This is a genomic window from Sulfitobacter sp. 1A12157 (assembly GCF_043557345.1).
In the GTDB taxonomy this organism is placed as follows: Bacteria; Pseudomonadota; Alphaproteobacteria; order Rhodobacterales; family Rhodobacteraceae; genus Sulfitobacter.
Genome location: NZ_JBIFFV010000012.1, coordinates 44157 through 66829 on the forward strand (window position 1 = coordinate 44157; position 22673 = coordinate 66829).

The 22673-nt window shown below is 58.8% G+C and carries 20 protein-coding genes; 13 read left to right on the forward strand and 7 right to left on the reverse strand.

Annotated features, from left to right (window positions below; all coding sequences use genetic code 11):
* The first annotated feature begins 526 nt into the window (after nt 1-526).
* Nucleotides 527-892, forward strand: coding sequence for a DUF983 domain-containing protein (locus ACGYLC_RS17120; RefSeq protein ID WP_394424130.1), 366 nt, complete (start codon nt 527-529; stop codon nt 890-892).
* Between the two features lie 371 nt (nt 893-1263).
* Here the strand turns inward: ACGYLC_RS17120 and ACGYLC_RS17125 are convergent, their stop codons facing one another.
* Both ACGYLC_RS17125 and ACGYLC_RS17130 read right to left on the reverse strand, forming a co-directional pair.
* The gene (locus tag ACGYLC_RS17125) at nt 1264-1548 is read right to left on the reverse strand and encodes a DDE-type integrase/transposase/recombinase (protein WP_394424154.1); all 285 of its coding nucleotides are present in this window, start codon (nt 1546-1548) and stop codon (nt 1264-1266) included.
* Between the two features lie 609 nt (nt 1549-2157).
* Nucleotides 2158-3213 (reverse strand): AraC family transcriptional regulator ligand-binding domain-containing protein, encoded by a 1056-nt coding sequence (locus ACGYLC_RS17130; RefSeq protein WP_394424131.1) that lies wholly within the window; start codon nt 3211-3213, stop codon nt 2158-2160.
* A 113-nt stretch (nt 3214-3326) separates the two neighbouring features.
* On the opposite strand from ACGYLC_RS17130, the gene ACGYLC_RS17135 reads away from it, so the two are divergent.
* Together ACGYLC_RS17135 and dmdD are read left to right on the forward strand one after the other, a co-directional pair.
* Nucleotides 3327-5090: an acyl-CoA dehydrogenase gene (locus ACGYLC_RS17135; protein WP_394424133.1), complete on the forward strand. Its 1764-nt coding sequence runs from the start codon at nt 3327-3329 to the stop codon at nt 5088-5090.
* Nucleotides 5091-5111: 21 nt separating this feature from the next.
* A complete protein-coding gene (dmdD, locus tag ACGYLC_RS17140; RefSeq protein ID WP_276155124.1) occupies nt 5112-5921 on the forward strand; it encodes a methylthioacryloyl-CoA hydratase in 810 nt (269 codons plus the stop codon).
* 17 nt (nt 5922-5938) lie between these two features.
* Here dmdD and ACGYLC_RS17145 read toward each other — a convergent pair whose 3' ends face one another.
* The 4 genes from ACGYLC_RS17145 to ACGYLC_RS17160 all read right to left on the reverse strand — a co-directional run bounded on the left by ACGYLC_RS17145 (nt 5939) and on the right by ACGYLC_RS17160 (nt 10366).
* Nucleotides 5939-6538, reverse strand: coding sequence for an IS630 family transposase (locus tag ACGYLC_RS17145; RefSeq protein ID WP_394424134.1), 600 nt, complete (start codon nt 6536-6538; stop codon nt 5939-5941).
* On the reverse strand, nt 6508-6894 hold the full coding sequence (locus tag ACGYLC_RS17150) for a transposase (protein ID WP_394424136.1): 387 nt from the start codon (nt 6892-6894) through the stop codon (nt 6508-6510). The genes ACGYLC_RS17145 and ACGYLC_RS17150 overlap by 31 nt, the downstream gene beginning before the upstream one ends.
* A gap of 922 nt (nt 6895-7816) precedes the next feature.
* The gene (locus ACGYLC_RS17155; RefSeq protein WP_394424138.1) at nt 7817-8527 is read right to left on the reverse strand and encodes an IS6 family transposase; all 711 of its coding nucleotides are present in this window, start codon (nt 8525-8527) and stop codon (nt 7817-7819) included.
* A gap of 591 nt (nt 8528-9118) precedes the next feature.
* A complete protein-coding gene (locus ACGYLC_RS17160) occupies nt 9119-10366 on the reverse strand; it encodes a replication initiation protein (protein ID WP_394424140.1) in 1248 nt (415 codons plus the stop codon).
* A 599-nt stretch (nt 10367-10965) separates the two neighbouring features.
* Between ACGYLC_RS17160 and ACGYLC_RS17165 the strand changes: the two genes are divergently transcribed.
* Both ACGYLC_RS17165 and ACGYLC_RS17170 read left to right on the forward strand, forming a co-directional pair.
* The gene (locus tag ACGYLC_RS17165) at nt 10966-12336 is read left to right on the forward strand and encodes an AAA family ATPase (RefSeq protein WP_394424142.1); all 1371 of its coding nucleotides are present in this window, start codon (nt 10966-10968) and stop codon (nt 12334-12336) included.
* Nucleotides 12333-13421, forward strand: a complete 1089-nt coding sequence (locus ACGYLC_RS17170) for a ParB/RepB/Spo0J family partition protein (RefSeq protein WP_394424143.1) — start codon at nt 12333-12335, stop codon at nt 13419-13421. Before ACGYLC_RS17165 ends, ACGYLC_RS17170 begins: the two co-directional genes overlap by 4 nt.
* Before the next feature lie 307 nt (nt 13422-13728).
* Here ACGYLC_RS17170 and ACGYLC_RS17175 read toward each other — a convergent pair whose 3' ends face one another.
* Nucleotides 13729-14826 (reverse strand): tyrosine-type recombinase/integrase, encoded by a 1098-nt coding sequence (locus ACGYLC_RS17175; protein ID WP_394424145.1) that lies wholly within the window; start codon nt 14824-14826, stop codon nt 13729-13731.
* A gap of 149 nt (nt 14827-14975) precedes the next feature.
* Here ACGYLC_RS17175 and ACGYLC_RS17180 point away from each other — a divergent pair, with 149 nt between their 5' ends.
* The 8 genes from ACGYLC_RS17180 to tnpB form a co-directional block, all read left to right on the forward strand.
* Nucleotides 14976-16649, forward strand: a complete 1674-nt coding sequence (locus ACGYLC_RS17180; RefSeq protein WP_394424147.1) for a Mu transposase C-terminal domain-containing protein — start codon at nt 14976-14978, stop codon at nt 16647-16649.
* Nucleotides 16612-17550, forward strand: coding sequence for a TniB family NTP-binding protein (locus tag ACGYLC_RS17185; RefSeq protein WP_394424148.1), 939 nt, complete (start codon nt 16612-16614; stop codon nt 17548-17550). Before ACGYLC_RS17180 ends, ACGYLC_RS17185 begins: the two co-directional genes overlap by 38 nt.
* Before the next feature lie 62 nt (nt 17551-17612).
* Nucleotides 17613-18605, forward strand: coding sequence for a TniQ family protein (locus ACGYLC_RS17190; protein ID WP_394424156.1), 993 nt, complete (start codon nt 17613-17615; stop codon nt 18603-18605).
* 145 nt (nt 18606-18750) lie between these two features.
* Nucleotides 18751-19632 (forward strand): DUF1403 family protein, encoded by an 882-nt coding sequence (locus tag ACGYLC_RS17195; protein WP_394424149.1) that lies wholly within the window; start codon nt 18751-18753, stop codon nt 19630-19632.
* A 1-nt stretch (nt 19633) separates the two neighbouring features.
* Nucleotides 19634-20242 carry an SMC-Scp complex subunit ScpB gene (locus ACGYLC_RS17200; protein WP_394424150.1) on the forward strand — a complete coding sequence of 203 codons (609 nt, stop codon included), beginning with the start codon at nt 19634-19636 and terminating at the stop codon, nt 20240-20242.
* A 585-nt stretch (nt 20243-20827) separates the two neighbouring features.
* On the forward strand, nt 20828-21961 hold the full coding sequence (locus ACGYLC_RS17205) for an AAA family ATPase (RefSeq protein ID WP_394424151.1): 1134 nt from the start codon (nt 20828-20830) through the stop codon (nt 21959-21961).
* 157 nt (nt 21962-22118) lie between these two features.
* On the forward strand, nt 22119-22535 hold the full coding sequence (locus tag ACGYLC_RS17210; RefSeq protein ID WP_394424152.1) for a transposase: 417 nt from the start codon (nt 22119-22121) through the stop codon (nt 22533-22535).
* On the forward strand, nt 22535-22673 hold a 139-nt coding region (gene tnpB / locus ACGYLC_RS17215), incomplete at its 3' end, for an IS66 family insertion sequence element accessory protein TnpB (protein WP_394424158.1). The genes ACGYLC_RS17210 and tnpB, both read left to right, overlap by 1 nt.

A 22673-nucleotide genomic window follows, 5' to 3' on the forward strand; every position in this document is an offset into this window, starting at 1 on the left:
GATCCAGTTGTTCATGTACTTGTGCGCCCGAGGATCAGCGCCCGGGCGAGCTCTTCCTGGCCGCCGAACAGCCCCGCGGGTAGCGTGACCGGCCACGAATTTCTCCAGCACCACCGCATCGAACGACAGGGCGCATAGCGGGCGAACCGTTTCGTACTGCAGCACCGTCGGGTGCGACCAGAGCGACAGTCACATCACCGCGTCGAGCTGACCATTGCTCGGCGCATCATAAGATTCCGACCAGCTGAATGGCTGCAGTTTGCCACCATCAGAATCGATGTCGGCGGTTGTCATTCCGGCTACCGAGAGTAGGCCGCGACCCGCATCAGAAAACCTTTACCAAGTCGGAGCTTGCAGATGACGTCAATCGCTGCTCGGCAACTCCACCAGACCAGACTTCCATTGCGGCTGCGCGATGATAGAGATCTCAAATATCCATTCTGCGGGTGCTTTGATAGCGTTCAGCTTGTGTGTCACTATGAACTCTGCGAGCCTGCACTAGATAAAAAATGGGCCGGATAGTGTCATGAAAATAGACAAAGAACGCGACACGCGGAAAGCAATTTTCAGAGGCCTTCGGCTAAGGTGCCCATCCTGTGGTGAGGGAAAATTACTCTTCGGGTATCTTAAGGTTAGAGACCAATGCGGCTGTTGCGGGCAGGAACTTCACCACGCGAGCGTCGATGATGGGCCCGCGTATTTTACCCTGATGGTCGTGGTTGCGATCATCTTTCCAATGTTCGCTGTGATTTATTCCTTTTCCGATCCCGAACCGCTTGCGGTCGCACTTTCTATGATGGTGCTGGCTACGGGTTTGGCATTGCTTCTCCTTCCCCGCGTCAAAGGTATGTTTATCGGTCTCCAATGGTCGAAGCAGCTTCATGGCTTCTAAAGCTGGCGGAGCATTCAAGGCTGGGGTATCTGTTGCAGGACAATGCCGCATATGAAGGCTTCTCGACCCCCTGAAGACTGATTTCTTCTATCCTCGCGAGTGGCAAGCCTTCACCGTGGCCCAAATTAATGGCGAGGCTAACGCATCCATCCGTTGGTATGGGACTGTCGCATTAATTGACGATGGCCATGTGGATAACAGTGTTTTAGGCGGGTTTATACAGCGTTGGTGTCGAACAGCCCGTCGATGAATGCGATCTCTGCTGTGACCCCTGGTTGTTTGTGATGGATGTGACCGCGTTTGATCGTTCGTATCGTCTCGAGCCCGCTTAGGGTCGCCTTGGCCGATCACAAGGATCGAAAGCTCTGACGTTATCCAAGGATCCGTTTCATGGCCGCGTGATCGCTTTCGATGAGGTTGTTGCGCCACTTTTTGTCGATATGCCGGATGCTGTCAAAATGTGGGTCAAAGCGACAATTGATCTCGCGGATGACACGTCGATAGGTCGGAGCTTTATCGGTGATGATGGTGACCGGGCGATGGAGCCTTACACGCTCAATCACTTTGTTAAGTAAGGCCCTAGCCGCCTTGGCATCTCGCCGCGCAGTCAGGCGGAAGTCGATCATCTGACCGTTTGCATCGACAGCCCTCCACAGATAGCGCCATTAGCCGCCGACGCGGATGTAGGTCTCATCGACATGCCAGTCGACGCTAGCCCGGCGCAGATTTTTCTCGGTTCGCTTGGTCAGTTCGGGGCCAAACTTCTGGGCCCATCGATAAACGGTCGATCGGTCGACTATTACGCCGCGCTCTTCCAATAGTTCGACTACATCTTGGACCTCGGAAGCCGCATAACAGGTCATTTGACAAACTGTCAGTTGAGGCCAAACTGCTACGGATCGGGTTTAGGATTGGCCAAGGGCACCCTTGACACCCCTTTGCGATCGACACAGGGCGACAAACGCTCTCCTGACATTACAGCGAGCGGCCTCCGCACGTGCGCAGGCTGTCATGATGGAGATCAAGAAGGTCGACATTGCCACAATCGAAGCAGTGCTGCTCGATTCCCCCGAGCATGACTTCGCAACGTGCCAAAAGGGAGCAGAATCGGCAAAGATGTCTGCCTTACGCTGAAGCGACCGATTGAGATTGTCTATTTCAGCGAACGCGACCATCTGAAAACGAAAGGCAACTTGGAAACGCACTGTGCGGCACGAAGGCCAGCGCTTGTTCCGGCATATTGAAGCCGCGTCGAAGGTACTGGATCAGATACGCGGTGAACAAAATTCGATGTTCGTCCCCTGACCCCACAATCGGTATGAGCCGGGCGTCCGGTTGGTCCATTTGTAAAAGGCTCGGTGGAAGTTCGACGGTGCAGAAAAGCCGGTGTCAAAGGCGATCTGTTCGATGCTGTCCGTACTTTGCTGGAGCGCGCGGATGGCGATGTCACGGCGCAGAGCGTTCTTTATTTCTTGAAAAGATGTCCCCTCCGCTCGCAACCTTCGGTTTAGCGTACGGGGCGTGATTTTCAGCGCGCGGGCGGCATCGGGAAGTTGGCAGTTCTGCCAGGTTTCGCCGTAAAGAAAAGCGCGGACTCGCAGGCTGGAGGTATGCGCGCGCGAGCCGGTGAAGATCCAATCGATCGGCGCACGCTCAAGAAACTCGGATGCCTCCGCTCGGCTGCGGGCTACCGGACTGTTGAATTGGCTTGGATCGAAAAGAATGCTGGTGTGCGGAGCGTCGAATTCCACCGAGCAAGGAAAAACGACCGCGTAATCTGCGGCGAAATCAGGGCGGGCGAAAGCAAAGCGAACCGCTTTCACGGCCGTTTCTGACCCGTCGAGCCAGGACAGTAGCCCATGCGCCAACTTCAATATAAGCATGTGGCCAAATCGCTGCGGTGGTGTTTCCGGCGAATATGGCACCAAGGAAAGTTCCACCTCCTCCGAGCCGTTGCGCAGGTCCAGATGGAAATCATCCAAGAGCAGGTTCCAAAACGTCGAAAACCGATACAGCGCCGAGACCAGGCTTTTCGCCTCACGCTGCACGGTGACGAGATGTTGCAGCGTGCGAGGCCGGATCGGGCGGCTCCAGAGCCCCATCATCTCATCGCCGATCTCGGGCGCGGCAAGCTGATACAGCCGGGCGATCTCTTCGAGGGTGACGCGCTGCGTGGGCGCCATTGGGCCGGTTTGCAAACCGGAACGCTCCAACAGCGAGGCAAGTGCATCTGGCGTGCATCGGGTTTTGAGCGCATCAAGCCAGTCACCTATAAAGCCCGCTGAAACCGTCGTCAGAGTGATGGGGTCATGACTGGTCATGAGAAGGCCTTTCGTGGCGTGATCGGATAATGAATTGGCAAGAAATGAGCTTATTGGCGAGCAATGTAGCGGCTAAATGACGGGGAGTCATAGTTTCCGTCGGAGAGTCAGGTATGTCCTATCAGCCGCCTGTGCAGGATTTAATGTTCTGCATCGAACACTTGTCCCATTGGGAAACGGTGTCCGCGCTGGAGGTGCATTCCGAATGCCAGCTGTCCGACATGCGCGCAGCGCTGGAGAGCTATGCCCGGTTTTGCGCCGAACAAATCGCGCCATTGTCTCAGGTCGGGGACACACAGAGCGCTCGGTTCTATAATGGCCATGTGACCATGCCTGAAGGTTATGTGCAGGCCTATGACCAGTTTGTCGAAATGGGCTGGCAGGCGTTGCCTCATCCCGTGCAATATGGCGGCATCGGACTGCCGCGTGCCGTTGGCGCGGCGGCGGTAGAGATGCTGAATGCAGCCGACATGAGCTTCGGCCTTTGTCCGCTGCTGACAGACGGGGCGATCGAGGCGCTGCTGCTGACCGGTTCGGACGAACAGAAGGTCACCTACCTCGCGCCGTTGATCGAAGGGCGCTGGTCCGGCACGATGAACCTGACCGAACCGCAGGCGGGGAGTGATCTGGGCCGGGTCGCGACAAAGGCGGTTCAGCGCGCGGACGGCACCTATGGCATCTCGGGTACGAAGATTTTCATCACCTATGGCGCCCATGATATGACCGAGAATATCATTCACCTCGTGCTGGCGCGCACAGCTGATGCGCCAGCCGGGCCAAAGGGTTTGAGCCTCTTCATCGTGCCACAGAAACTGGTGGGGCCGGACGGGAAGCCGGGGGCCGCGAACGCGGTCAACTGCGTAAGCATCGAACACAAACTGGGTGTGCGCGCCAGCCCGACGGCTGTGCTGGAATACGATGACGCCACCGGGTTCCTGATCGGCGCAGAAAATAGCGGGCTGGAAAACATGTTCATCATGATGAACGCGGCGCGTTTCTCGGTAGGTGTGCAAGGGGTTGCGATCGCTGAACGAGCCTATCAGCGTGCTCTGGCCTATGCACGCGACCGCGTTCAGAGCCGCCCGGTGAACGGTCAACGCAAGGGTGCCGTACCGATCATCGAACACCCGGATATCCGCCGTATGCTTTTGCGGATGCGCAGTCTCACAGAAGGCGGGCGGGCCATGGCGGCGTCGACCGCAGGGCTGCTGGATATCGCGCACCACCGGGAGAATCCGGAGTTGGCCGCGCTGGCCGAATTCATGGTCCCCTTGGTTAAGGGTTTCTGCACCGAACGCGCGGTCGAGGTTACTTCTCTGGGTGTGCAAGTCCATGGAGGAATGGGCTTTATTGAAGAAACCGGCGCCGCACAGCACTACCGCGACGCCCGGATCCTGCCGATCTACGAAGGCACCACAGCCATTCAGGCAAATGATCTACTTGGGCGGAAGGTAATGCGGGACGGGGGTGCAACCGCCCGCTTGTTTGCTACTCAAATCGCGGAAACCGAAGCAAAGCTTGTAAGCGGCGACGCTGCGGCACAGGCCATCGGAGCAAGCCTTGCACAGGCTCGCGATGCTTTCGAAACCGCTCTGAACTGGATGCTAGAAAATAGCCGCAAGGATATCGACGCGACTTTTGCGGGCTCTGTCCCATTCTTGATGCTATCCGGCACGTTAGCGGCAGGCTGGGCGCTGGCCAAGGGCGCGCTGGCGGCGCAAACCGCGCGCGACGCAGGACAGGACAATGTGTTCCTGGCGCAGAAGATCGCCACCGCGCAGTTCTATGCCCGGCACATCCTGCCCGAATGCACCACCGAACAAACCCGCATCCTGCACGGCGCACAATGCGCGCTGGACGCGGCCTTCTCTGATTGATCCCTCGAAAGGACCTGACCCATGAATGACGTCGTGAACCCCGGCACTTACGAAAGACTCGCGATTTCAGCGCGTGACAATGGCCTTTATGTGGTGACGTTGAACCGCCCTGAGAAGCGCAACGCGCTGGACGTTGTTACCATCGAAGAGCTGATCCGCTTCTTTAGTGGCGCGCGCATGGCCGGCGTCAGGGCGGTGTTGTTGGAAGGCGCTGGCGATCACTTCTGCGCAGGCTTGGATCTGGTCGAACATTGGAAGGCGGACCGCAGCCCCGATGACTTCATGCACGTCTGCCTACGCTGGCACGAGGCCTTCAACAAAATGGAATATGGTGGCGTTCCGATCATTGCCGCGCTCAAGGGCGCGGTTGTCGGCGGCGGTCTCGAACTGGCGAGTGCTGCGCATGTCCGGGTGATCGATCCCGGAACCTATTTCGCGCTGCCCGAAGGCCAGCGCGGGATTTTTACCGGCGGCGGTGCGACGATCCGGGTGTCTGACATGATCGGCAAGTATCGCATGATCGACATGATCCTGACGGGCCGTGTCTATCAGGGCCAAGAGGCCGTCGATCTGGGCCTTGCACAATACATCACCGAAGAGGGCTGTAGCTTTGCCAAGGCGATGGAACTGGCGGATAAGGTTGCGCAGAATCTGCCGCTAACGAACTTTGCCATTTGTTCAGCCGTTAGCCACATGAACAATATGTCCGGCATGGACGCCGCCTATGCAGAGGCTTTTGTAGGGGGCATCGTTAACACCCAGCCCGCGGCGCGTGAACGGCTTGAGGCTTTCGCCAACAAAACCGCTGACCGCGTGCGGCCCAACAGCTAAGCTAAAGCCGTTCTGTTTTAACCTGATACATATCCTGCAGCCTGAAAGAAGTTCCAGCACTCGTCCGGGGTGAACATCCGGCAAATATCGCCAAGCGCGTGAAAAAGATCGGTAAAGGTCCGGGCACCGATCTTGCACAGGTGGGATTTCAGCTTGGAAAAGGCCTGCTCGATGGGATTCAAGTCCGGTGAGTATGGCGGCAGGTATAGAAACCAGCATCCTGCTTGCCGGAGCGCCTCTGCCGCTTCGGCGTTTCGGTGCGTGGCCAGATTGTCGAGAATGACGACGGTGCCGGGCGACAGTTCCGGCACAAGCACCTCTCGGACATACGCGGCGAAGGCCGGACCGTCCATTGCGCCCTTGATGACCCAGGGTGCGATCAGCGCCTCGCGGGTAAGGCCGGCAATAAACGTCTGTGTTCCCCAACTTCCGAAGGGCGCGTCCATCTCGAGACGCTGTCCGCACAGAGCGCGGCCCCGCATCCGGGTCAGGTTGGTTTTGACCGATGTTTCGTCAATGAACACGCGTTCTGGCTGCAACCGCATGGCGGGCATACGGCGTGCCAGCCAATCGTGCCGCGCGCTCTTTACCCTTGCGCGGCGGCGCTCGGTGGCCACCAGCGATTTTTTTTATAGGTGAAGCCGAGGCGCGACAGGAGGGCGGCAATCGAGGAATGGTGTACTTCGACGCCTTCTGCCGCCATCAGCGCATCGCGCAATTCAAAGAGCGTGATATCCGAATCCTGAGCAACAAGTTCCTCAAAAAACGCCCGGTAAGGAGCCAGCTTGCCTCTTCCGCGGGGGCGTCCTTGCGGGGCGGGATCAGCATGGCCGCGCGTCCGGATCTTGCGCGCCCATCTCGCACCTGTGGCAGGTGAAAGCTTCAGCTGCAAGGCCGCCGCCCGTCCGCTCAAGCCTTCCTCGATGTATTTCTGAAATCGCGCACGAAGCGCCCTCGGCAAAGGTGCTGACATGAACCATCCTCCTGAACAGGATGAAACACAAACCGAAGACCAAGGGAACTACCCGATTCAGGTTTTCACCGAACCGCTTTAGGCGGACCCTGCTGCGCCACCATCTCAGGTGACCGAAAAAGACGAGGGCCAACTCTCTTCCCTTTTGGCGGCCGTCTTTCCTGCTCGGTGCCGAATGGTCAGGCCGCGGTGACAACAATAGGCGGGCGCAGTCAAATCCGAACAGCGGTTTCTTCTTTCGCAGTGCGGATCACCATCATCGTGAAAAAACTGGCAACATTGCTCTGATCCCGGAACAACCTATCGCAAAGCGCGTCGAATTCTTCCATGCAAGTTTAGCATTAGAACGACGTCGGTCTCGCGTGTGAAGACATCGGCTTGCATACCCTTAATAAAGAGTTTGAGGGCCCAGATTTTCAAGCAAGCACCAGCTAGCGCTACAACTTATGCCTAAATTTCAGGCGTCCCGTATTTGGCTTTAAAAACAACGCTGGACCAAGGTTACTAACAGTTTGATCCCCACTTATAGTGGATAAACTGGAAATAGCACAAAATTTACGGCGACCTGCAAATGATGCAGGCCGCCACAGTAGCGTCTAGTGACGGGGAGGAGGTCACGGGACGGTTGGGCAGCTTTTTTGCCCACTATTGATAGATAGGTATGCCACGGTGGAAAGCAAACATTCAGTAGTCTGGGAAAGCCTGAAAATTTGTGAGAGGAGCAGTCGGCGGGGTATTGCAGCCCCTGAGCCGACCAGTTCCAGAACGTGCCCCATAAGATTATCCGCCCCTGACGGAGGCGCCCTTGTGCTCTAGGCATTCTACTTTGACTGTAGAAATGACGCGGTAGTGTCCCGGGATGTGGTGTAGGGGCATTGCCAACTTGCTTTCGTCTGATTGAGGCGCGTGAGAGCAGTGCCTGTCAGGCGGTCATTTCGGCAGCGTAGCCTTTCCAGAGGTCAAATGCTTCGGCCCTGGCGTGGCGATATGAGATGGCAGAGAGTCGATAGCGGCGGGCACGAAAGACGACGTTGATCTGATCATGGGTGGCCAGAAATCGCTGTGCCTGCCGGGGCGATTTGAACCGCCCCATCAGCTTCTCTCGTTTGCGGGTCGGTCGATGGGATCCTTCGATGCGGTTGTTGAGTCCTTTGTGCGCCCGATGATCAGCTTGATGCGCAAGAGCCCGGATCGGTGTGATGTAACTGCGCAATTTGTCCGTCACGACGACACGCGGTTTGCCAAAGCGGGCGATCAGTCGCTTAAAGAAGCGCTTGGCAGCTTTGGCATTTCGGCGCGGCTGCACAAGGATATCGAGCACGTCCCCGTTTGCATCAACCGCTCGCCACAACCACTGCTTCGCGCCGTTGATCGGAACAACCACTTCGTCCAGATGCCATTTGTCAGAAGCCGCGGGCCGGTCGCGCTTGATGCAACGTGCGAAATGCGGACCAAACCGGTTCACCCATTTGCGAACGGTTTCCCGGCTAACGATTACGCCCCGCTCGGCGAGTAGATCCTCCACATCCGCCGTGCTTAGTGCAAACCGATGGTAGGCCCAAACGGCGTAGGCGATGATTTCGCGCGGGAAGCGGAAGCCTTTCAGGCGCGGCATTTCAGCTGGTGTTCTCATGACAACCGGCTAAACCCCACCGCAGCCGATGACAAGTTGGCAATGCCCTCTCAAGCATCAACACGCCTGATCAACGTTTTCGCGTGAGACGCACAATGCATCGGCCCCGGAAAGCGGGGACGCTGCGTTCGCGATATTTCAAAGCTACGAGAGGACCGAAAAGATGATGCTTCGCAGAGCAGATTTTGAAGTTTACATTATCGGACGAAAATGGCACATCCGCCGCCCTTCGTGACGGATACCATGCGAGTCTACTTCCTGATCTTCTTTTTGCAAGCGACCTTCGCAGCCTTCACCTCGGTTCTGCAGGCGGCAATCCCAGATGCGCGGCCCGCTAGGATTGCCTTTAAGCGAATTGGCCTGAGCCATGGTCGCTTTCAGAGCCGACACCATGTCACACTGGCCCTGCCATGGCTACTCAGCCAGGTGCCGCACCGTCCGGTATGTTGGCCGGTACGCTCACTTCTTCTTCCCATTCAGATGCAATGTCCCCTCCCCCGCTCCAGCCCTCGAATTCGCCAGACAAAGATGCTGTGGAGCGCTCTCTCGAGATGCCGCATTTCTGCTGCTTCGTCTCGTGCGCGAGACGCGTCAATCTGATTGTTCTGGCAAACCTTCCGGAATCAGGTCGGACCAGAACTCGCGCACCTTCGTAAAGACCGCCCGCGCCTGCCAGCCGTAGCGGCGGAACTGGCCGCGCTCGAAGTCGTCCTCCAGCAGGCGCTCGAAGCGATCCCGCACCGCTTTTCGGCTGGCCGGAGACCGCTTCTCAAGATTGGCGTCTATCACCTCGAGACAGGCCTGCCGCCAGGCGGCAAAGCGCTCCTTCTCGGCGCTGCGCTCGACTTCGGCCATATCTTCCTCACTCGACGCCGTGGGCGCCGGAACGGATTTCACCGGAGCCGGAGCCGCCTGTTTGAAGTCGCCCTTGATCGCAGCCGCAAGATAGCCTGCCGGGGTCTTGCGCACCCTGCCCTTCCGTCGCTCTGATTCGACAAAATCAAGTTTCTCGACCACATAGTCCTCGCCATGCTCGGAGATCCAGCGCTGCGCCAGCCGCTCTGCGATACCGTTCTGGACGAGCCGTCGAAAGGCGTCCGACTTGCGAACCGCATCGTCGTCACCGAGATCGAAAAGCGTTTCTTGGCCATTGCGCGAAATGAGGAACCGGATGTATTTTGCCCGGCGGTTCTCGCGGCGCACCTCGGCCACCAGCGAGATATCGGAGACGGCGTTCACTTCCTTGACCGACGGCTTGATGATCTTGGCGTTAAGCTTCGAGTAATCGTCGTAATACGCCATGTCATGCACCCCCATAAGGCGGCGAAAGACGTCGAGTTCCCACCAGCCGGTGCTCCCCGTCCGTATGAAGCGGAAACAGTTCTCATAGAGTGTGAGCGCATGGCCAGAAGTAAAGTTACGCTGAATACGCATGTTTATCATCGAAAAGACGGACGGATCATAGAGCTTGGCCGCGAGCGGCGCGGAATAGGCGTACTCGCAGACACCGCCCGTCAACTTCGCATAGGAGATCAAGGAGGAAATGCCCCATTCCTCCTCGCCATTGTCGCCCAGCATGTTCCATTCCGCCGTGGTCTCGGCCAGCGCCCGAAGCGCAGCCTTGAGCGTGTCACGATCGCGTGACGTATAACCCGAAAGCGCGCAGAGCGTTTCAGCGTCTATCCGGTGCGAGCTTTTGGTCAACAGATCATCATAGGCATGCAACAGCAGGCAATTGCTGAGCTTGCGCTGCAACAAGGTAAGCTTGCCGCCGACATGAATCGCGGCCACGTGCTTACGAAGGCTTTCCCGCTCGGTGACGGTGCGGAATTGGGTCACTACTCGACTCGCGTTCTTGTTTTTTGTCATTCGACCGGAAAACCGACCCGACTGTCAATCACCACGGGTCGATTTTGTTCTGCCGGCTTTGCGCGGCAGTTGGTATAAAGTCCGCAGAACGGGTCGGTTTCCCAAGATGCACTTCACGTAAATGGGTATTTTTGGGAGACAGGTCGCTGCTCAGTCAGGAGAAATCTCCCTAAGAGGAGCGATTTTTGACGCTTTCTGACTCTAAATTCGACACGACCCGTCGGAAAAAACCCTGCACGCAGGCGGGTCGGCTTCAGCACGGAAATGGGTCGGTTTGGGCCTGTGTCCGGGTCGAACCCGCCCTGAAAACGGGTCGATACCATACCGGGTATGGGGAGGCAGGCGGCGCCAAGTGCTTGAAAAGCATGGTCAGTTCCGACAAGAAAGAATCTTAAAGACTCCTAAAGGAATCAAAGATTTTGCTGTCGGCTTTCTTTGGATTCTTTATCTTCGAAGCCTGTCTCGCGCGCGTGACACCCGAGAATCCATAGCTTATGGTAGCCGTAAACTCTGGTGTTCGCGAAAATACGCGTAAGCAGGGAAAGCAGGAACATTCGAGGCATTAATTAATGAGTACCCCACCCCCTTCTATCTCACTGCAGCCCATCGATCCAAGCGATGCCCTAAACGATGTGCCAGCCCGAGTCACAACGGAAAGGTTCACGGTAGCCGCCGAGATCTGCATGCGGGCCAGGGACGACCTCGCCAGGCGCGGCTACAAACCCGATGGGGAGAAGAATCTCCGACGCTTCGGCATTTGGGAAATTACCACATTCATGCTGCCAGTGTCCGCGCAGCATCTGCGGCGAGTGCTCAAGGCTAATCCAGAGCTTCCACAGGGGGAGGCCGAGAAGGCCGGTGGCGCCAAAACCTTCACTCTGGACGAGGTCAACCAAATCCGGGCCTTCTTGGAGTCCGAGGGCCAACAAGGTAAGGGTTATCGCCCCTACCGACCTAAGGACCGGCCTGCCAAGGTCGTCTCGGTCTGCAACTTCAAGGGCGGGGTCGCCAAGACAACCACCGGCGCACATTTGGCGATGGCCTCGGCGCTGGATGGCTACCGCGTGCTTGTCATCGACCTCGACAGTCAGGCCTCGATGAGCACAATGTTCGGGTCGATGGCCGAGGACGAAGGTCAGACCGCCTACTCCATCCTCGCCTGGCACCGCGCCCGTCACGCGGCCATGACGCTGGGCATCGACGACCTGACTTCCAAAGAACTCGATGAGGAAATCCGCGAGGCCGCCGCGGTGACGGCGGATGACGTCATCTTTGGAACGCACTGGCCGACGATCGACATCCTTCCGGCGCAACTCAATCTCTACTGGGCAGAGTTCCAGGTGCCGGTCTGGATGCAAAGCCATCGAAGCTGGCAGTTCTGGGATGCGCTGCGTGCCTTCCTAGAGGCGCAGAGCCTGCTGTCGGATTACGACATCATCATCATCGACACCCCGCCGGCGCTTGGCTACCTGACGATCAATGCGCTTTCCGCGGCGGATATCCTGCTGATCCCGGTCGGGGCGAGCTTCATCGAGTTTGACTCCACCGGCCGCTTTTTCGACATGCTCTACACCACCTTCGTCAGCATCGAGGACAGCATGGCGCGTCTTCACGAAGATGCGCCGAAGTTTTCTTGGGATGCGGTGCAGGTCCTGTTGACGCGCTACGACGACGTGCAGCAATCGGAGCTGGCCAATGTCATCCAGGTCTACCTCGACGATTTTGTCGCCAACTACCGGCAGGAGTTTACCGCCCTTGTCGGGCAGGCCGGCGAACGGGTATCCGGGATTTACGAGGCCAGCCATACAGACTTCAACCGCGACACCTATCGTCGCGGCCGCGAGACATTCGACCGGTGTTATCACGAATTCAAAAGACTACTGATCGGGTGCTGGGAACGCGATCGGATCGAGGCAGAGCGCAAGGAGGCAGCAGAGTGACACGCAAGAGACTGGGCGCCATCGACAAGGACGCGGTTTCAACGCTCCGCGCCGTCGCTGAAAAAACCGCGTCCGAGCGGCGGAGCGGCAGTGCCAGCAAGGCGCCGCCGATTGCGCAGGTGGCAGGCGGCGCTGCGCGCTCGCTCGAAGATGAGATCCTGCGGCTGCGCAAGGACCGCAACACACTTAAGGGTGATGCCGATGCCTGGCGTACGGCGCATTCGGCCGGGCTTGTAATCGTCCAGATCGAGCTCGACCGGATCGACGATCATGCCTACGCACGTGACCGTCGGCATCTCGATCGCGACGGCGAGGCCTGGCAGGAGTTAATGGACAGCCTGCGCGCCCGCGGGCAGCAGACCCCAATTGAGGTCACGGTGTCGGACCTGGACCCTGAGACCTATCGCCTGGTAAGCGGATTTCGGCGATTGAGTGCCTTGCGCGAGTTGCGGGCAGAGACCGGCGAAGACCGCTTTGCCACCATCAAGGCGCTGGTCTCCGAGCGGCCCGAGACGGTCGATGCCATGGTGGCCATGGTCGAGGAAAACGAAATCCGCAAGGATGTAAGCTTCTATGAACGTGGGCGGATCTGCTGTCTTGCGGTCGAACATGGCGTGGTGGAAACCGTCGACGATGCCATTCAGACGCTATTCGCCAATTCCAGCCGCAACCGGCGGTACAAGATCCGCAACTTCACGCTCATTCATCAACACCTCGCTCCCTATCTCGACTATCCGGAAGCCATTGGTGAGCGGTTGGGGGCGCGGCTGGCTCAGGCACTTAAAGAGGGCAGGGGCGACGAGCTGACTGCGGTACTGGTCGACCGGGGCGAGAAATTCTCTGATGCATCTGAAGAGACAGAGCTTCTGGACGCATTTGTTGAACGCAAAGGCGTGTTTTCGGAGAATCGGCAGTTGCAAAAACCAGAAGCGCTGACGGTCGATTGGCAGGGGAAGAGTGGTCTCCTGTTGAAAGCCAAAGCCCGCGGAGGGCGGGTCACTCTGGAGCTATCTGGGCTGGAGATCAGGGATGAAGCGGAGCTTGGAGAGCTTCTCATCCGGATTGGTGCCGCGGCGGAGACATAGGCAAAGTCTGGCGTCTCGCGCGCGAGACGCCGTTTTGGCAGCCATTCGCCAAGTGGTTGGTGGTCGCGACCCAGCGTTCTTTTTGCGCGCACAGGTATCGCGCGAAAAGAACGCTGGGTCGGGTATCTGAGCCGATCCTGGAACTTCGGCCTAAAAATGCAAAAGACTGATTGAGATCTGAATGGGCAGGCCGCCTAGCATCTGGCCCAGAACGTAGGCCCGAGGCGATATGCCAGACCTGGGTAACGTTTCGGCGTACCTAGCCAAGTAACGTCGAGAAGCGCGGCAGCAACGATCGCAGACGCTCCTACAGCCCGGCAGCCTTGGTCAGGTTCACCCGAAAACGGTCGCGGCGACGTTGGTAGCGGCGGGTCATTTCGGCCGAGGCGTGTCCGAGCTGCTTCTGGACGTAGCGTTCCTCAACCTCGGCCGAACTGGCGAGGCCGGCACGCAGAGAATGGCCGGAGAACAGCGCCAGGCGGTCTTTCTCAGGCAGGTCCGACCGGATGCCGGCGTCCAAGACCGTGCGTTTGATCAACCGCGCGACATGTTTGTCATTCAGCCTGGTCTCCGAGGCGCGCTTGCCATCGCGCGAGGTGCGGACGAAAACGGGCCCGAAATTGATCTGCGCGAAATGCAGCCATTGCTCGAGCGCATGGACGGGGCAGGATTGATCTTTAGCTCCCCGGCCGATCTCGACCTCGCGCCAACCAGTCTTAGCATTGAGGGTGAGCAGGGCGCCCTTGTCGAAAATCTCGATCCAGCCGCCGCTGTCCTGTGTGTCGTCCTTATGCACCTCGAGGCCAACGATCTCGGATCGGCGGAGGCCGCCAGCGAAGCCGAGCAACAGAATTGCCCGATCCCGCAGCCCGCGCAGATCATAGGGCAGGGTAGCCACCATTGCGAGGATATCCTCGGCCATGACCGCCGCCTTCTGCGCCGGTGGACGCGCATGCTTGCGTTTGATCCCGGCCAGCACCGTCGCGATGTGGCGGTTCCTACGATCGAGAGAAAACCCGCGCTGCGCGTAGTTCCAGGCGAGACCCGACAGGCGGCGGTCGATGGTGCTGACCGACAACGTAGGAGCGCCGCTTGCCGGAGCCGCCAGCTCGGTCAGGTAGAGGCCGATCATCTCGGGCGAGAGGGGCAAGAGGTCGGTGCCCCTCATCCGGCACCAGCGCGCGAAGTGCTTCCAGTCGGCGGAGTATGCCTTGTTGGTATTCTCGGCCATAGAGGCCTTGGCATAGTCGCGAGCCGTATCAACCAGCCGATCAAGGGTTCCGGAGCCGGCGACATGGGAAGGCAGGGCGATGCTAACGCTTGCTTCTTGATCTCTTTCGTCAAGAGGCTCATCGTTCTTCCTATCAGGGAAGGCTGGTGTTGATTTTTCGATCTCTGATGGCATTTTTCAATGTATCCGGTGATGAAATTCATGTCGTTCTTGTTCCATGAGCGGACGCTAACGTATTGATATCATTGTGTTCATGTTTCTGTTTCATTCCCGGATTATAGTTTCATTATCGGACATAAGACACTTATCTTCCGGGTTTGGCCATGGTGGATCGAGCAGATATCAACGCCGTCGACGATGCTGCGTGGGAACAGGCGATTGCGCGGGAAGCTGTGATCCGCCGCCTTGCAAGCAAGGTCCCACCGAACCGTGCCGAATTCCTAAAGGCCTGCCGCGATCTTGGTCTCAAGCGCTCTCGCCTGTACGAATTGATCTCAGCGTACAAGGCGCGCCCGGTCGCCAGTTCGTTGCTGGCGGCTCAGGTTGGGACACCGACGGGCAGCCGCCGGCTGCCTGACGAGATCGAAACGGTGATTTCGGGCGCGATCGAGGATTTCTACAAGTCTCTCCAGAAGCCAAGCATCAATGCCCTGCAAAAGGAGGTGCGCAGGCGGTGCAATAAGAGAGGGCTACGTCCCCCGTGCTGGACCACGCTCCGGGACCGTGTGGCGGCGATCGATCCGGCGGAACTCACGGCGGCGCGTGAGGGCGCTAAGGCTTCTCGCCAGCTCCATCACCCAGTGCCGGGCAGCTATCAGGTCGAACGGGCCTATGAGGTGGTTCAGATTGACCACACGTTGGTGGATGTCATCGTTGTGGACCGGGTTCATCGGAAACCCTTGCAACGGCCCTGGCTGACGCTCGCCATCGACGTCGCAAGCCGCATGGTGGCGGGATTCTATCTGACACTGGAGCCGCCATCGGCCTTGTCGGTGGCACTGGCCATTCAGCACCTGATGCAGCCCAAATTCAACTGGCTGGAAAGCTTGGAGGTCAACGCGGACTGGCCAGCAGAAGGATTGCCGGAGACCATTCACGTCGACAATGCCAAGGAATTCCGCTCGAAGGCGATGAAGCGGGGTGCGGAAGAGCACGGGATTTCGCTACAGTACCGTCCGATTGGGGCACCACATTACGGCGGTCACATCGAGCGGCTGATCGGCACAATGATGGGGGCGGTCCACCTGCTGCCGGGATCGACCTTCAGCAGCATCAAGGATCGCGGTGACTACGATTCCGTGGGCAAGTCGGCGATGACGCTCGACGAGCTGGAGCGCTGGTTGGCGCTGGAAATCACCCGTTATCATGCTGAACGGCACCGTGCGCTCGGGATTCCGCCAGTTGCGGCCTGGAACGAGGCCTGTGGGCGACGCGAGGCACCAGTGCGTCGTCCATATGACCCGGATGGGTTCCGAATCGACTTCCTGCCGAGCACGGAACGCATGGTGCGCCGCGATGGCATCCATCTTTTCGGCCTGCGGTATTGGGACGATGTCCTGAGCCTCTGGGCGGGTCGGCAGAGCCGGCAATTGCGCGTGTTCTACGATCCTCGTGACCTCTCCACGGTCTTTGTCCGGAGCCCTGAGGGCCAACGATATCCCGTGCGGTTTGCAGATCTGCGCCATCCGTCGATCACCCTTGCGGAGCATCGCCGTGCGCAGGCGATTTTGCGCGAGCGCGGGCGCGCGCTCGAGGACGAAGATCTCATATTCGCAGTGATCGAGGAACAGCGCGCCCTGGTTGATGCGGCCAGCAGTAGAACCCGGGAAGCCAGACGGTTTCTCGAGCGACGAGACCGAGCGCTTGATGGGGCAGGGGCCTACGAGGCTGAGGATGCCGCCCCGGAACCAGAGGAAAGTGAGAATGTGCTCGGGACCACCCGGGGTTCGAAGTTGAGGAATGGTCGTGACCGAAGGCTGCGCATTTGCACATCTTGATCCGGCTTACCGCCGGTTCGCGGCGCTGCCTGATGATGAGCGCATCGCCTGGATCCGGGCTGACCGCTGGATCGGTTTCGATCAGTCAGGGGTTGCTCTGGCACGTCTGGAGAACCTGCTGACCTATCCGCCGCGTGACCGGATGCCCTGCTTGCTGATCTATGGCGATACCGGCATGGGCAAGACCAAGATCGTCCGCAAGTTTGAACGCGACCACCCGCCGAAGTTCAGCCAGATCACCGGAGTTGACCATCGTCCGGTGGTCGTCGCGCAGGTACCTTCTGAACCCATTGAGCGCGATCTGTACCGCGAACTTCTGGCGGCCATGGGGGCACCGGCGATGGCAGGCGGTACGCTCGCCCGCGAGAAGGATATCTGCCGATCGCTGCTACGGACTGTGGGGGCGAAGATGATCATCCTCGACGAGGTGAACGGTATGCTCGCTGGTACGTTCCGCCAGCAGCGCATATTTCTCAACGCCATAAGGTTTCTGGCCAATGATCTACGGATCCCGCTGGTTTGTGCAGGGACTGACCTCGCGCGCCAGGCGTTGCTGACCGATGCACAACTGGCCGAGCGCTTCGAGGCGTTCCATCTCAAGCCCTGGCAGAACGATACCGCCTTCGCCGGGCTCTTGAAAAGTTTCGAACGCATCCTGCCTTTGCGCGAGGCCTCCGATCTGATCAGTGGGGAGGCCAGAGAGCGGATTCACAAGCTGACCTCCGGTGTGACGGCGCGCATCTTCCGCCTAATCGAGACGGCGGCAGAAGATGCGGTCCGGTCGGGCAAGGAGCGCCTCGACGCGGATAGTTTTGGCGACAATCTGGTGCTGCCGCTGGTCTCGATGACCCAGACCGCTCGGCGGCGGGGAAAGCCCGTGCAACAGCGAGTGGGGGCATGATGGTGCCGGCCAGATTGCCCGTCGCACCGCGTCCATTCCGTGACGAATTGCTCACGTCTTGGATGGCGCGAGTTGCCGCGCGCTACGGGGCGGAGCCCTTTGAGCTGATGGTGTTCCTGGCGGGGCAGGCGGGTAGGTACGCAGGCGCACGGCAGATTGACGATGTGGTGCCGGATATGGGGCTGCTCAGGCTATGGGCGAAGGCCTGCAGGATCGATCCGGAACGGCTTCGTCGCAGGTCACTGGCTTCCCGATATCCTGGTCGGCCGCAGGGTTGGCTTCTGATCGAGACAGTCCCGGTCTGCCTTGCCTGTTTCGATGCGGATGTTGCTGCCGGTCGCGATGCCTATCTTCGGGTAAATTGGCGATTGGCGGAGCAGGTGGTTTGCCCGGAACACCGGACCATGCTTCTGGATCGCTGCCCTGCGTGTTGCAGCGGCCTGAGGCTTTCTTTTCGCATGCTGAATGGACTGCTGCGGCCCTTCTGTCACAAGTGCGATGCCGTTCTGACCAGTGGGGGAGGGGAGACAGAGGACCCTTTGAAGGCATATTTTGCTGCAAACGTTCTCGAGATCCAACGCCAGATCAGCGGAATCGTCATAGGTGGCCCCGGCCGCCTTGATCGACTCGAGCATGCAATTCGCACCCTTTGGGCACCGCTTGATCGTGACGGGGCAGCCCGGCCTGTCCTTGCGCTCTGGTACGATGAACCGGGCTGGAACTGCCCTTACGAAGCTCGCGCGGCCGTCGGTCGGCTTGCGCCTCTTCAGCACCTATCAGTGCGCTGGCGGGCTCTGACGCTGGTGATCTTGCATGATCTCTTTGGAGCAGATCTGGTGCCCGGCGCAGTCGTGCCGGAGGCCGCCCTCGTCCTGTTCCGGCGTGCCGCCCCATTGCCGTGGCTCACGGATGGGCGAGATCCACGGAACGGCAAAGGAAAGCGCGCAGTTGAAGCTGGAGCGGAACGAGTCCACAAATTGAGCAAGAGGCCTGTCCACCGGTTAGATGGAAATTTCCTCGACGAGAGGGGGGATTTTGGCCGAATCCACCCATGAAACTAAAACGACATTTAACTGCTTCCGTGCTTATTCTATTATGTCCGATAATGCAAACTTATTGGACATAAGTGCGAAGCGCAAGTTGGGGCGGTTTATACTTTAATGTATGGTCTAAAGCGCCGCCCTGAGGTAGCGTGGCTACATGGATTTCTCCCGCGCCCTTGGCCTCGATCATTCTGAAACACTACCGCCCATGCCCTCTTGGGTCACTGCTGGATCTTCGGAAAGCCTTGAAGACATGTCCTTTCTGTCCGGCGCGGCCCTGAGCCACCTGTATCTTGTGATGGCGCGGGACGACGTGCCCAAGATCCTGTTGCGCGCCCGGCTGGCTCTGCGCGCGGCAGAGGCTTGCGTCAGGTTTTCCGGTCGGCCAGAGCGGGCAGGGGCGCTGCGCGATACGGTTCACTTTCTGCGCCCCGGGGATCTGCCGGGTCCGGCAGGAGAGGTCTATCTGTCTTGGCTGCGCGCTGTGGCGCGGGCGGTCTCGGTCAGGTCTCTGGGCCGGGCACTGCCCGCTGTCGACGAGGACCGGATCGCCGACTGTCTCAACGCGGGGCGCGGGGCGCCGGTTAGCCGGGCGGGGAGGGTGCTGGAGGCCATGATGGCGACAGTTCGGCAGGAAGTGCCGGCGCTGATCTTAGCGGATGCCGCCTTGAGCCAAGCGCTTGGTTTGGACCATGTAACGCCTCTCTTGGCAGCTGGGTTGAAGCGCGCGGACCTGCGCAAACGCGGAGATGAGCTGCGCCGCGCCTGCCATCGCGCCGTCGTGGCTTCGGCGGTCGAGACGGCACGCCTCGCGGCCGATCTCACGCGGCGGGCAGAACATGTGAACGCGGTCGCGCCAAAGCTGCGCGCCAAGGGGGCAGGAGAAGCCGTGGAGATGTTTTTGACCCGCGACGCCGTCGCAGCAGCAGCGCTGCCGCTGCCGCCCCGTGCGGCACGGCGGCTTTGCGACCGGCTGGTGGAGCTCGGGGCGGTGCGCGAACTCACTGGCCGCGACACGTTCCGGCTCTACGGGGTATAAGATGGCCAAACAGCGCTCTGAACCGGAACTGGACCGCGAGCTGGCCGATCTTTCGGCAGAGCTGCGCTGGCGAGAATGGATGCGACGGATCGAAGCGGTGCTCTTTGCCTCGGCTTCCCCTGTGACGCACCCGGATCTGGCGCGGGTGGTGGGGAAAGATGCGTCGGTCGATCTGCTCATCGAGGACCTGGCCGCGGAGCTGGAGGGGCGCGCATTTGAAGTTGCTAAGGCGGCGGGGGGCTGGATGATGCGCACGCGATCTGCCTATGCCCCTGCGATCCGCGTGGCGGCGGATGTTGGAGAACAGCTGCTCAACCTGAATGAATTCGACTTCGCCGTGCTGGTGGCCATCGCTTACCATCAGCCGATCACCCGTGACGGGCTGAAGGATATTTTTGGCAAAGAGATCAGCCGCGATTTGATCGGTCGCTTACATGCGCGCGATTTGATTGGAACGGGTCCACGAAGCCCGCAGCGGGGCGCGCCATACACCTTTGTGACAACCGAGAAATTTCTCATCACTTTTGATCTTGAGAGCTTGCGAGACCTTCCGGACAAGGAACAATTGTTAGATGCCGGTTTAAGCGCAGAAAACGCGGAAGCTGGCTGAATAAATGTTACTCAAACTGTTTGCTTTGTGAATAGTCTTGGCCTAAACAGCTTTAGGGTGTCGGGTGACACCCCATTCTACCCCGGCTTGAACTTCCATGGGCCGCGGTAAACTGCGGCGGCCTTCGTCCATTCCCTGGCTTCTGAGGTCGCCGATATTCTTTTTCTCCCAAATGAGAACCTCTGATCTACCACTTTGCTTGGCTGATCTCTGATCAATTGAGCTCTTGGCATCGTTTGCGTAGACTGTGGGTGCTGAAGGACAATTCTTGGGCGAATAATGGCGGATGGAGGTGTCCGCCTAACTATTCGCATAATAAATTGTTATTTATACTTTTTTAACTCCGTCATTCTCACTAACCCCCACAATAAACCCACAATTCTTGTTTGGATGCTCGTCGAGGTCTGCAGATAGCCCCGCCCCTTGGACGAGCGGACCGGACCACCCGCCCCAAGGGGGCGGCTTGGTCAGGTCCGCTCGTCCCCAAAAAATGCAAAATCTTTTTTGTCCGGGTCGCATTGGAACCATGTCCCCCTCGGGATCGGCAGCATGGTGCTGCCAGGACCGACACTAAGGTGACAATGAATGTATGAATTTGAAGTAGCTAACACAAACGGCTTACCAACTCCCACGGTAACTCGTGCGCCAGAATACCAGCCCCCGATTGAACGCCCCTATTCCATCAAGGGACTTTTCCATCCGAAGGAAGTCGTCATGGTCGCCGGTGCTCCCGGCCTCGGCAAAACCAATGTCGTTGCGGCCGCCTGCGCCCATGTTTCGCAAGGTCGCACCTTCGGGGGGCGTCCCGTCCGCCGAGGCCTTGTCATCTATTACGGCGCAGAAGATCCGGAAGGGGTATTGAAAAGGGCTCACCCGCTGCTTCGTGATCCCGCCTGCGCCACCGCCCCATTCTTCGTAGTTCATGGCGCGCCAAACTTGATGGATCCTGAAATTATCCCGAAGGTTCGCTCCTTCGTTGAACGGAAGAAGATTGAGCATGAATGCGACACGGTCGTCGTCGTGTTCGACACGCTGAACCGATGCCTGGGAGGCGCAGATGAAAACCTCGCTTCCACAATGGGTGCGGCCATAGGTAACGCTGACCAGATTGCTAAGCTCTCTAACGCCTGCGTGGTCCTCGTTCATCATGTCGGAGCGGGGAACCCCGATCGGCCCCGAGGGTCCAGTGCGCAAGAGGGCAACCTGGATGGCCTCTATATTCTCAAACCTGCCGATGAATCCCGCGACTCTGAAAAAGTTGTTCTGCTGGTGCCGAAGAAGCAGAAGAACGGGAAACTTACCGAACCAATTCCATTCCAGTTGAAATCTCTATTTATCGGGCGAGACTCAGACGGCGAAGATGTTTCGGTTCCCTATGCCGTCGCTCTTGAACCGAGTGCATTTGCAAAATCAAAGCCTGCGGCCAATGAAAACAGGAAAGCGGACGGCGCTCGGGGTGAGCGGCGCGAGGATTTGGCGCGCACGCTGATGGAATTGAGCAAGCAGGAACCCGAACGGTTCTTTACGCGCCCTGAGATTGCGGAGCGTTCCGGGTCGGCGTTCAACACAGTTCGAGAGAACAAAGACTCGCTTCGAAAGGCCATCGGGCGGGCGCTGGATGACCTCGTCGCTGCCGGACTTGTCGAAGAAGGAACGGATGGGTTCAGGCGCGCGCCACAGCCTCCGCTCAACGAGACCCCGATTGCTGAGAGCGCCTGATATGCGCTGAATACACCGGGGTGCCGGGGTCGTCAGGAGGCCCGGCTCTGACTTCACTTCTTCGCTCGCCATCTTCAACCTTTCGCAAGCGGTGTCCCGGGGTCACGTTGTAGGGTGTGATCCGCGCTGCGAGAACGAACGCATCTTATGATGGGGAGTGCGTTTCGCAATGTGCGCTACAAATTCGTTTCTCAGATCGCTTGGCGTTGAGATTTATGCGTCCGGCCACCGCCGTTGGTCGGATACCGCAAAGGCACAGGCGGTTGCGGACACGCTTGAGGTCGGTGCGACGGTGAATGCTGTCGCTGAGCGATATGGTATCCTTCCGAACCAGCTATCTGCGTGGCGTCGACAGGCCAAGCAAGGAAAGCTGTTGCTACCTGCGCCGGAGGCCGACGAGCCGCTTTTCGCTCCACTGGTGGTTTCTGCTGGGCCGGAAGAGCCAGAAGCTCTGACTGTTCCGAATGAGGCGATCAGATTGATCTTTGGAGAGATCGCCATCGAGCTGCCTCTGCAGTCATCTGCCTCTCGGATTGCAGAGATCGCCCATGCGCTTGAAGCTTCTTCATGCTGATGCCATCGCAAGGCGTTCGGATATTGATTGCAACGCGGCCGGTGGACTTCCATAAAGGACACGATGGATTGGCTTCGATGGTGCAGTCGGCATTGGCCCAAGACCCCTTTACCGGAACAGTCTTTGTATTCCGCGCCA

Bases quoted from the DNA above. Each gene is read 5' to 3' on its own strand.
- ACGYLC_RS17120 (WP_394424130.1), top strand. From the start codon at position 527: ATGAAAATAGACAAAGAACGCGACACGCGGAAAGCAATTTTCAGAGGC.
- ACGYLC_RS17130 (WP_394424131.1), bottom strand. From the start codon at position 3,213: ATGACCAGTCATGACCCCATCACTCTGACGACGGTTTCAGCGGGCTTT.
- ACGYLC_RS17135 (WP_394424133.1), top strand. From the start codon at position 3,327: ATGTCCTATCAGCCGCCTGTGCAGGATTTAATGTTCTGCATCGAACAC.
- dmdD (WP_276155124.1), top strand. From the start codon at position 5,112: ATGAATGACGTCGTGAACCCCGGCACTTACGAAAGACTCGCGATTTCA.
- ACGYLC_RS17150 (WP_394424136.1), bottom strand. From the start codon at position 6,894: ATGTCAGCACCTTTGCCGAGGGCGCTTCGTGCGCGATTTCAGAAATAC.
- ACGYLC_RS17155 (WP_394424138.1), bottom strand. From the start codon at position 8,527: ATGAGAACACCAGCTGAAATGCCGCGCCTGAAAGGCTTCCGCTTCCCG.
- ACGYLC_RS17165 (WP_394424142.1), top strand. From the start codon at position 10,966: ATGAGTACCCCACCCCCTTCTATCTCACTGCAGCCCATCGATCCAAGC.
- ACGYLC_RS17175 (WP_394424145.1), bottom strand. From the start codon at position 14,826: ATGCCATCAGAGATCGAAAAATCAACACCAGCCTTCCCTGATAGGAAG.
- ACGYLC_RS17180 (WP_394424147.1), top strand. From the start codon at position 14,976: ATGGTGGATCGAGCAGATATCAACGCCGTCGACGATGCTGCGTGGGAA.
- ACGYLC_RS17185 (WP_394424148.1), top strand. From the start codon at position 16,612: ATGGTCGTGACCGAAGGCTGCGCATTTGCACATCTTGATCCGGCTTAC.
- ACGYLC_RS17190 (WP_394424156.1), top strand. From the start codon at position 17,613: ATGGCGCGAGTTGCCGCGCGCTACGGGGCGGAGCCCTTTGAGCTGATG.
- ACGYLC_RS17195 (WP_394424149.1), top strand. From the start codon at position 18,751: ATGGATTTCTCCCGCGCCCTTGGCCTCGATCATTCTGAAACACTACCG.
- ACGYLC_RS17200 (WP_394424150.1), top strand. From the start codon at position 19,634: ATGGCCAAACAGCGCTCTGAACCGGAACTGGACCGCGAGCTGGCCGAT.
- ACGYLC_RS17205 (WP_394424151.1), top strand. From the start codon at position 20,828: ATGTATGAATTTGAAGTAGCTAACACAAACGGCTTACCAACTCCCACG.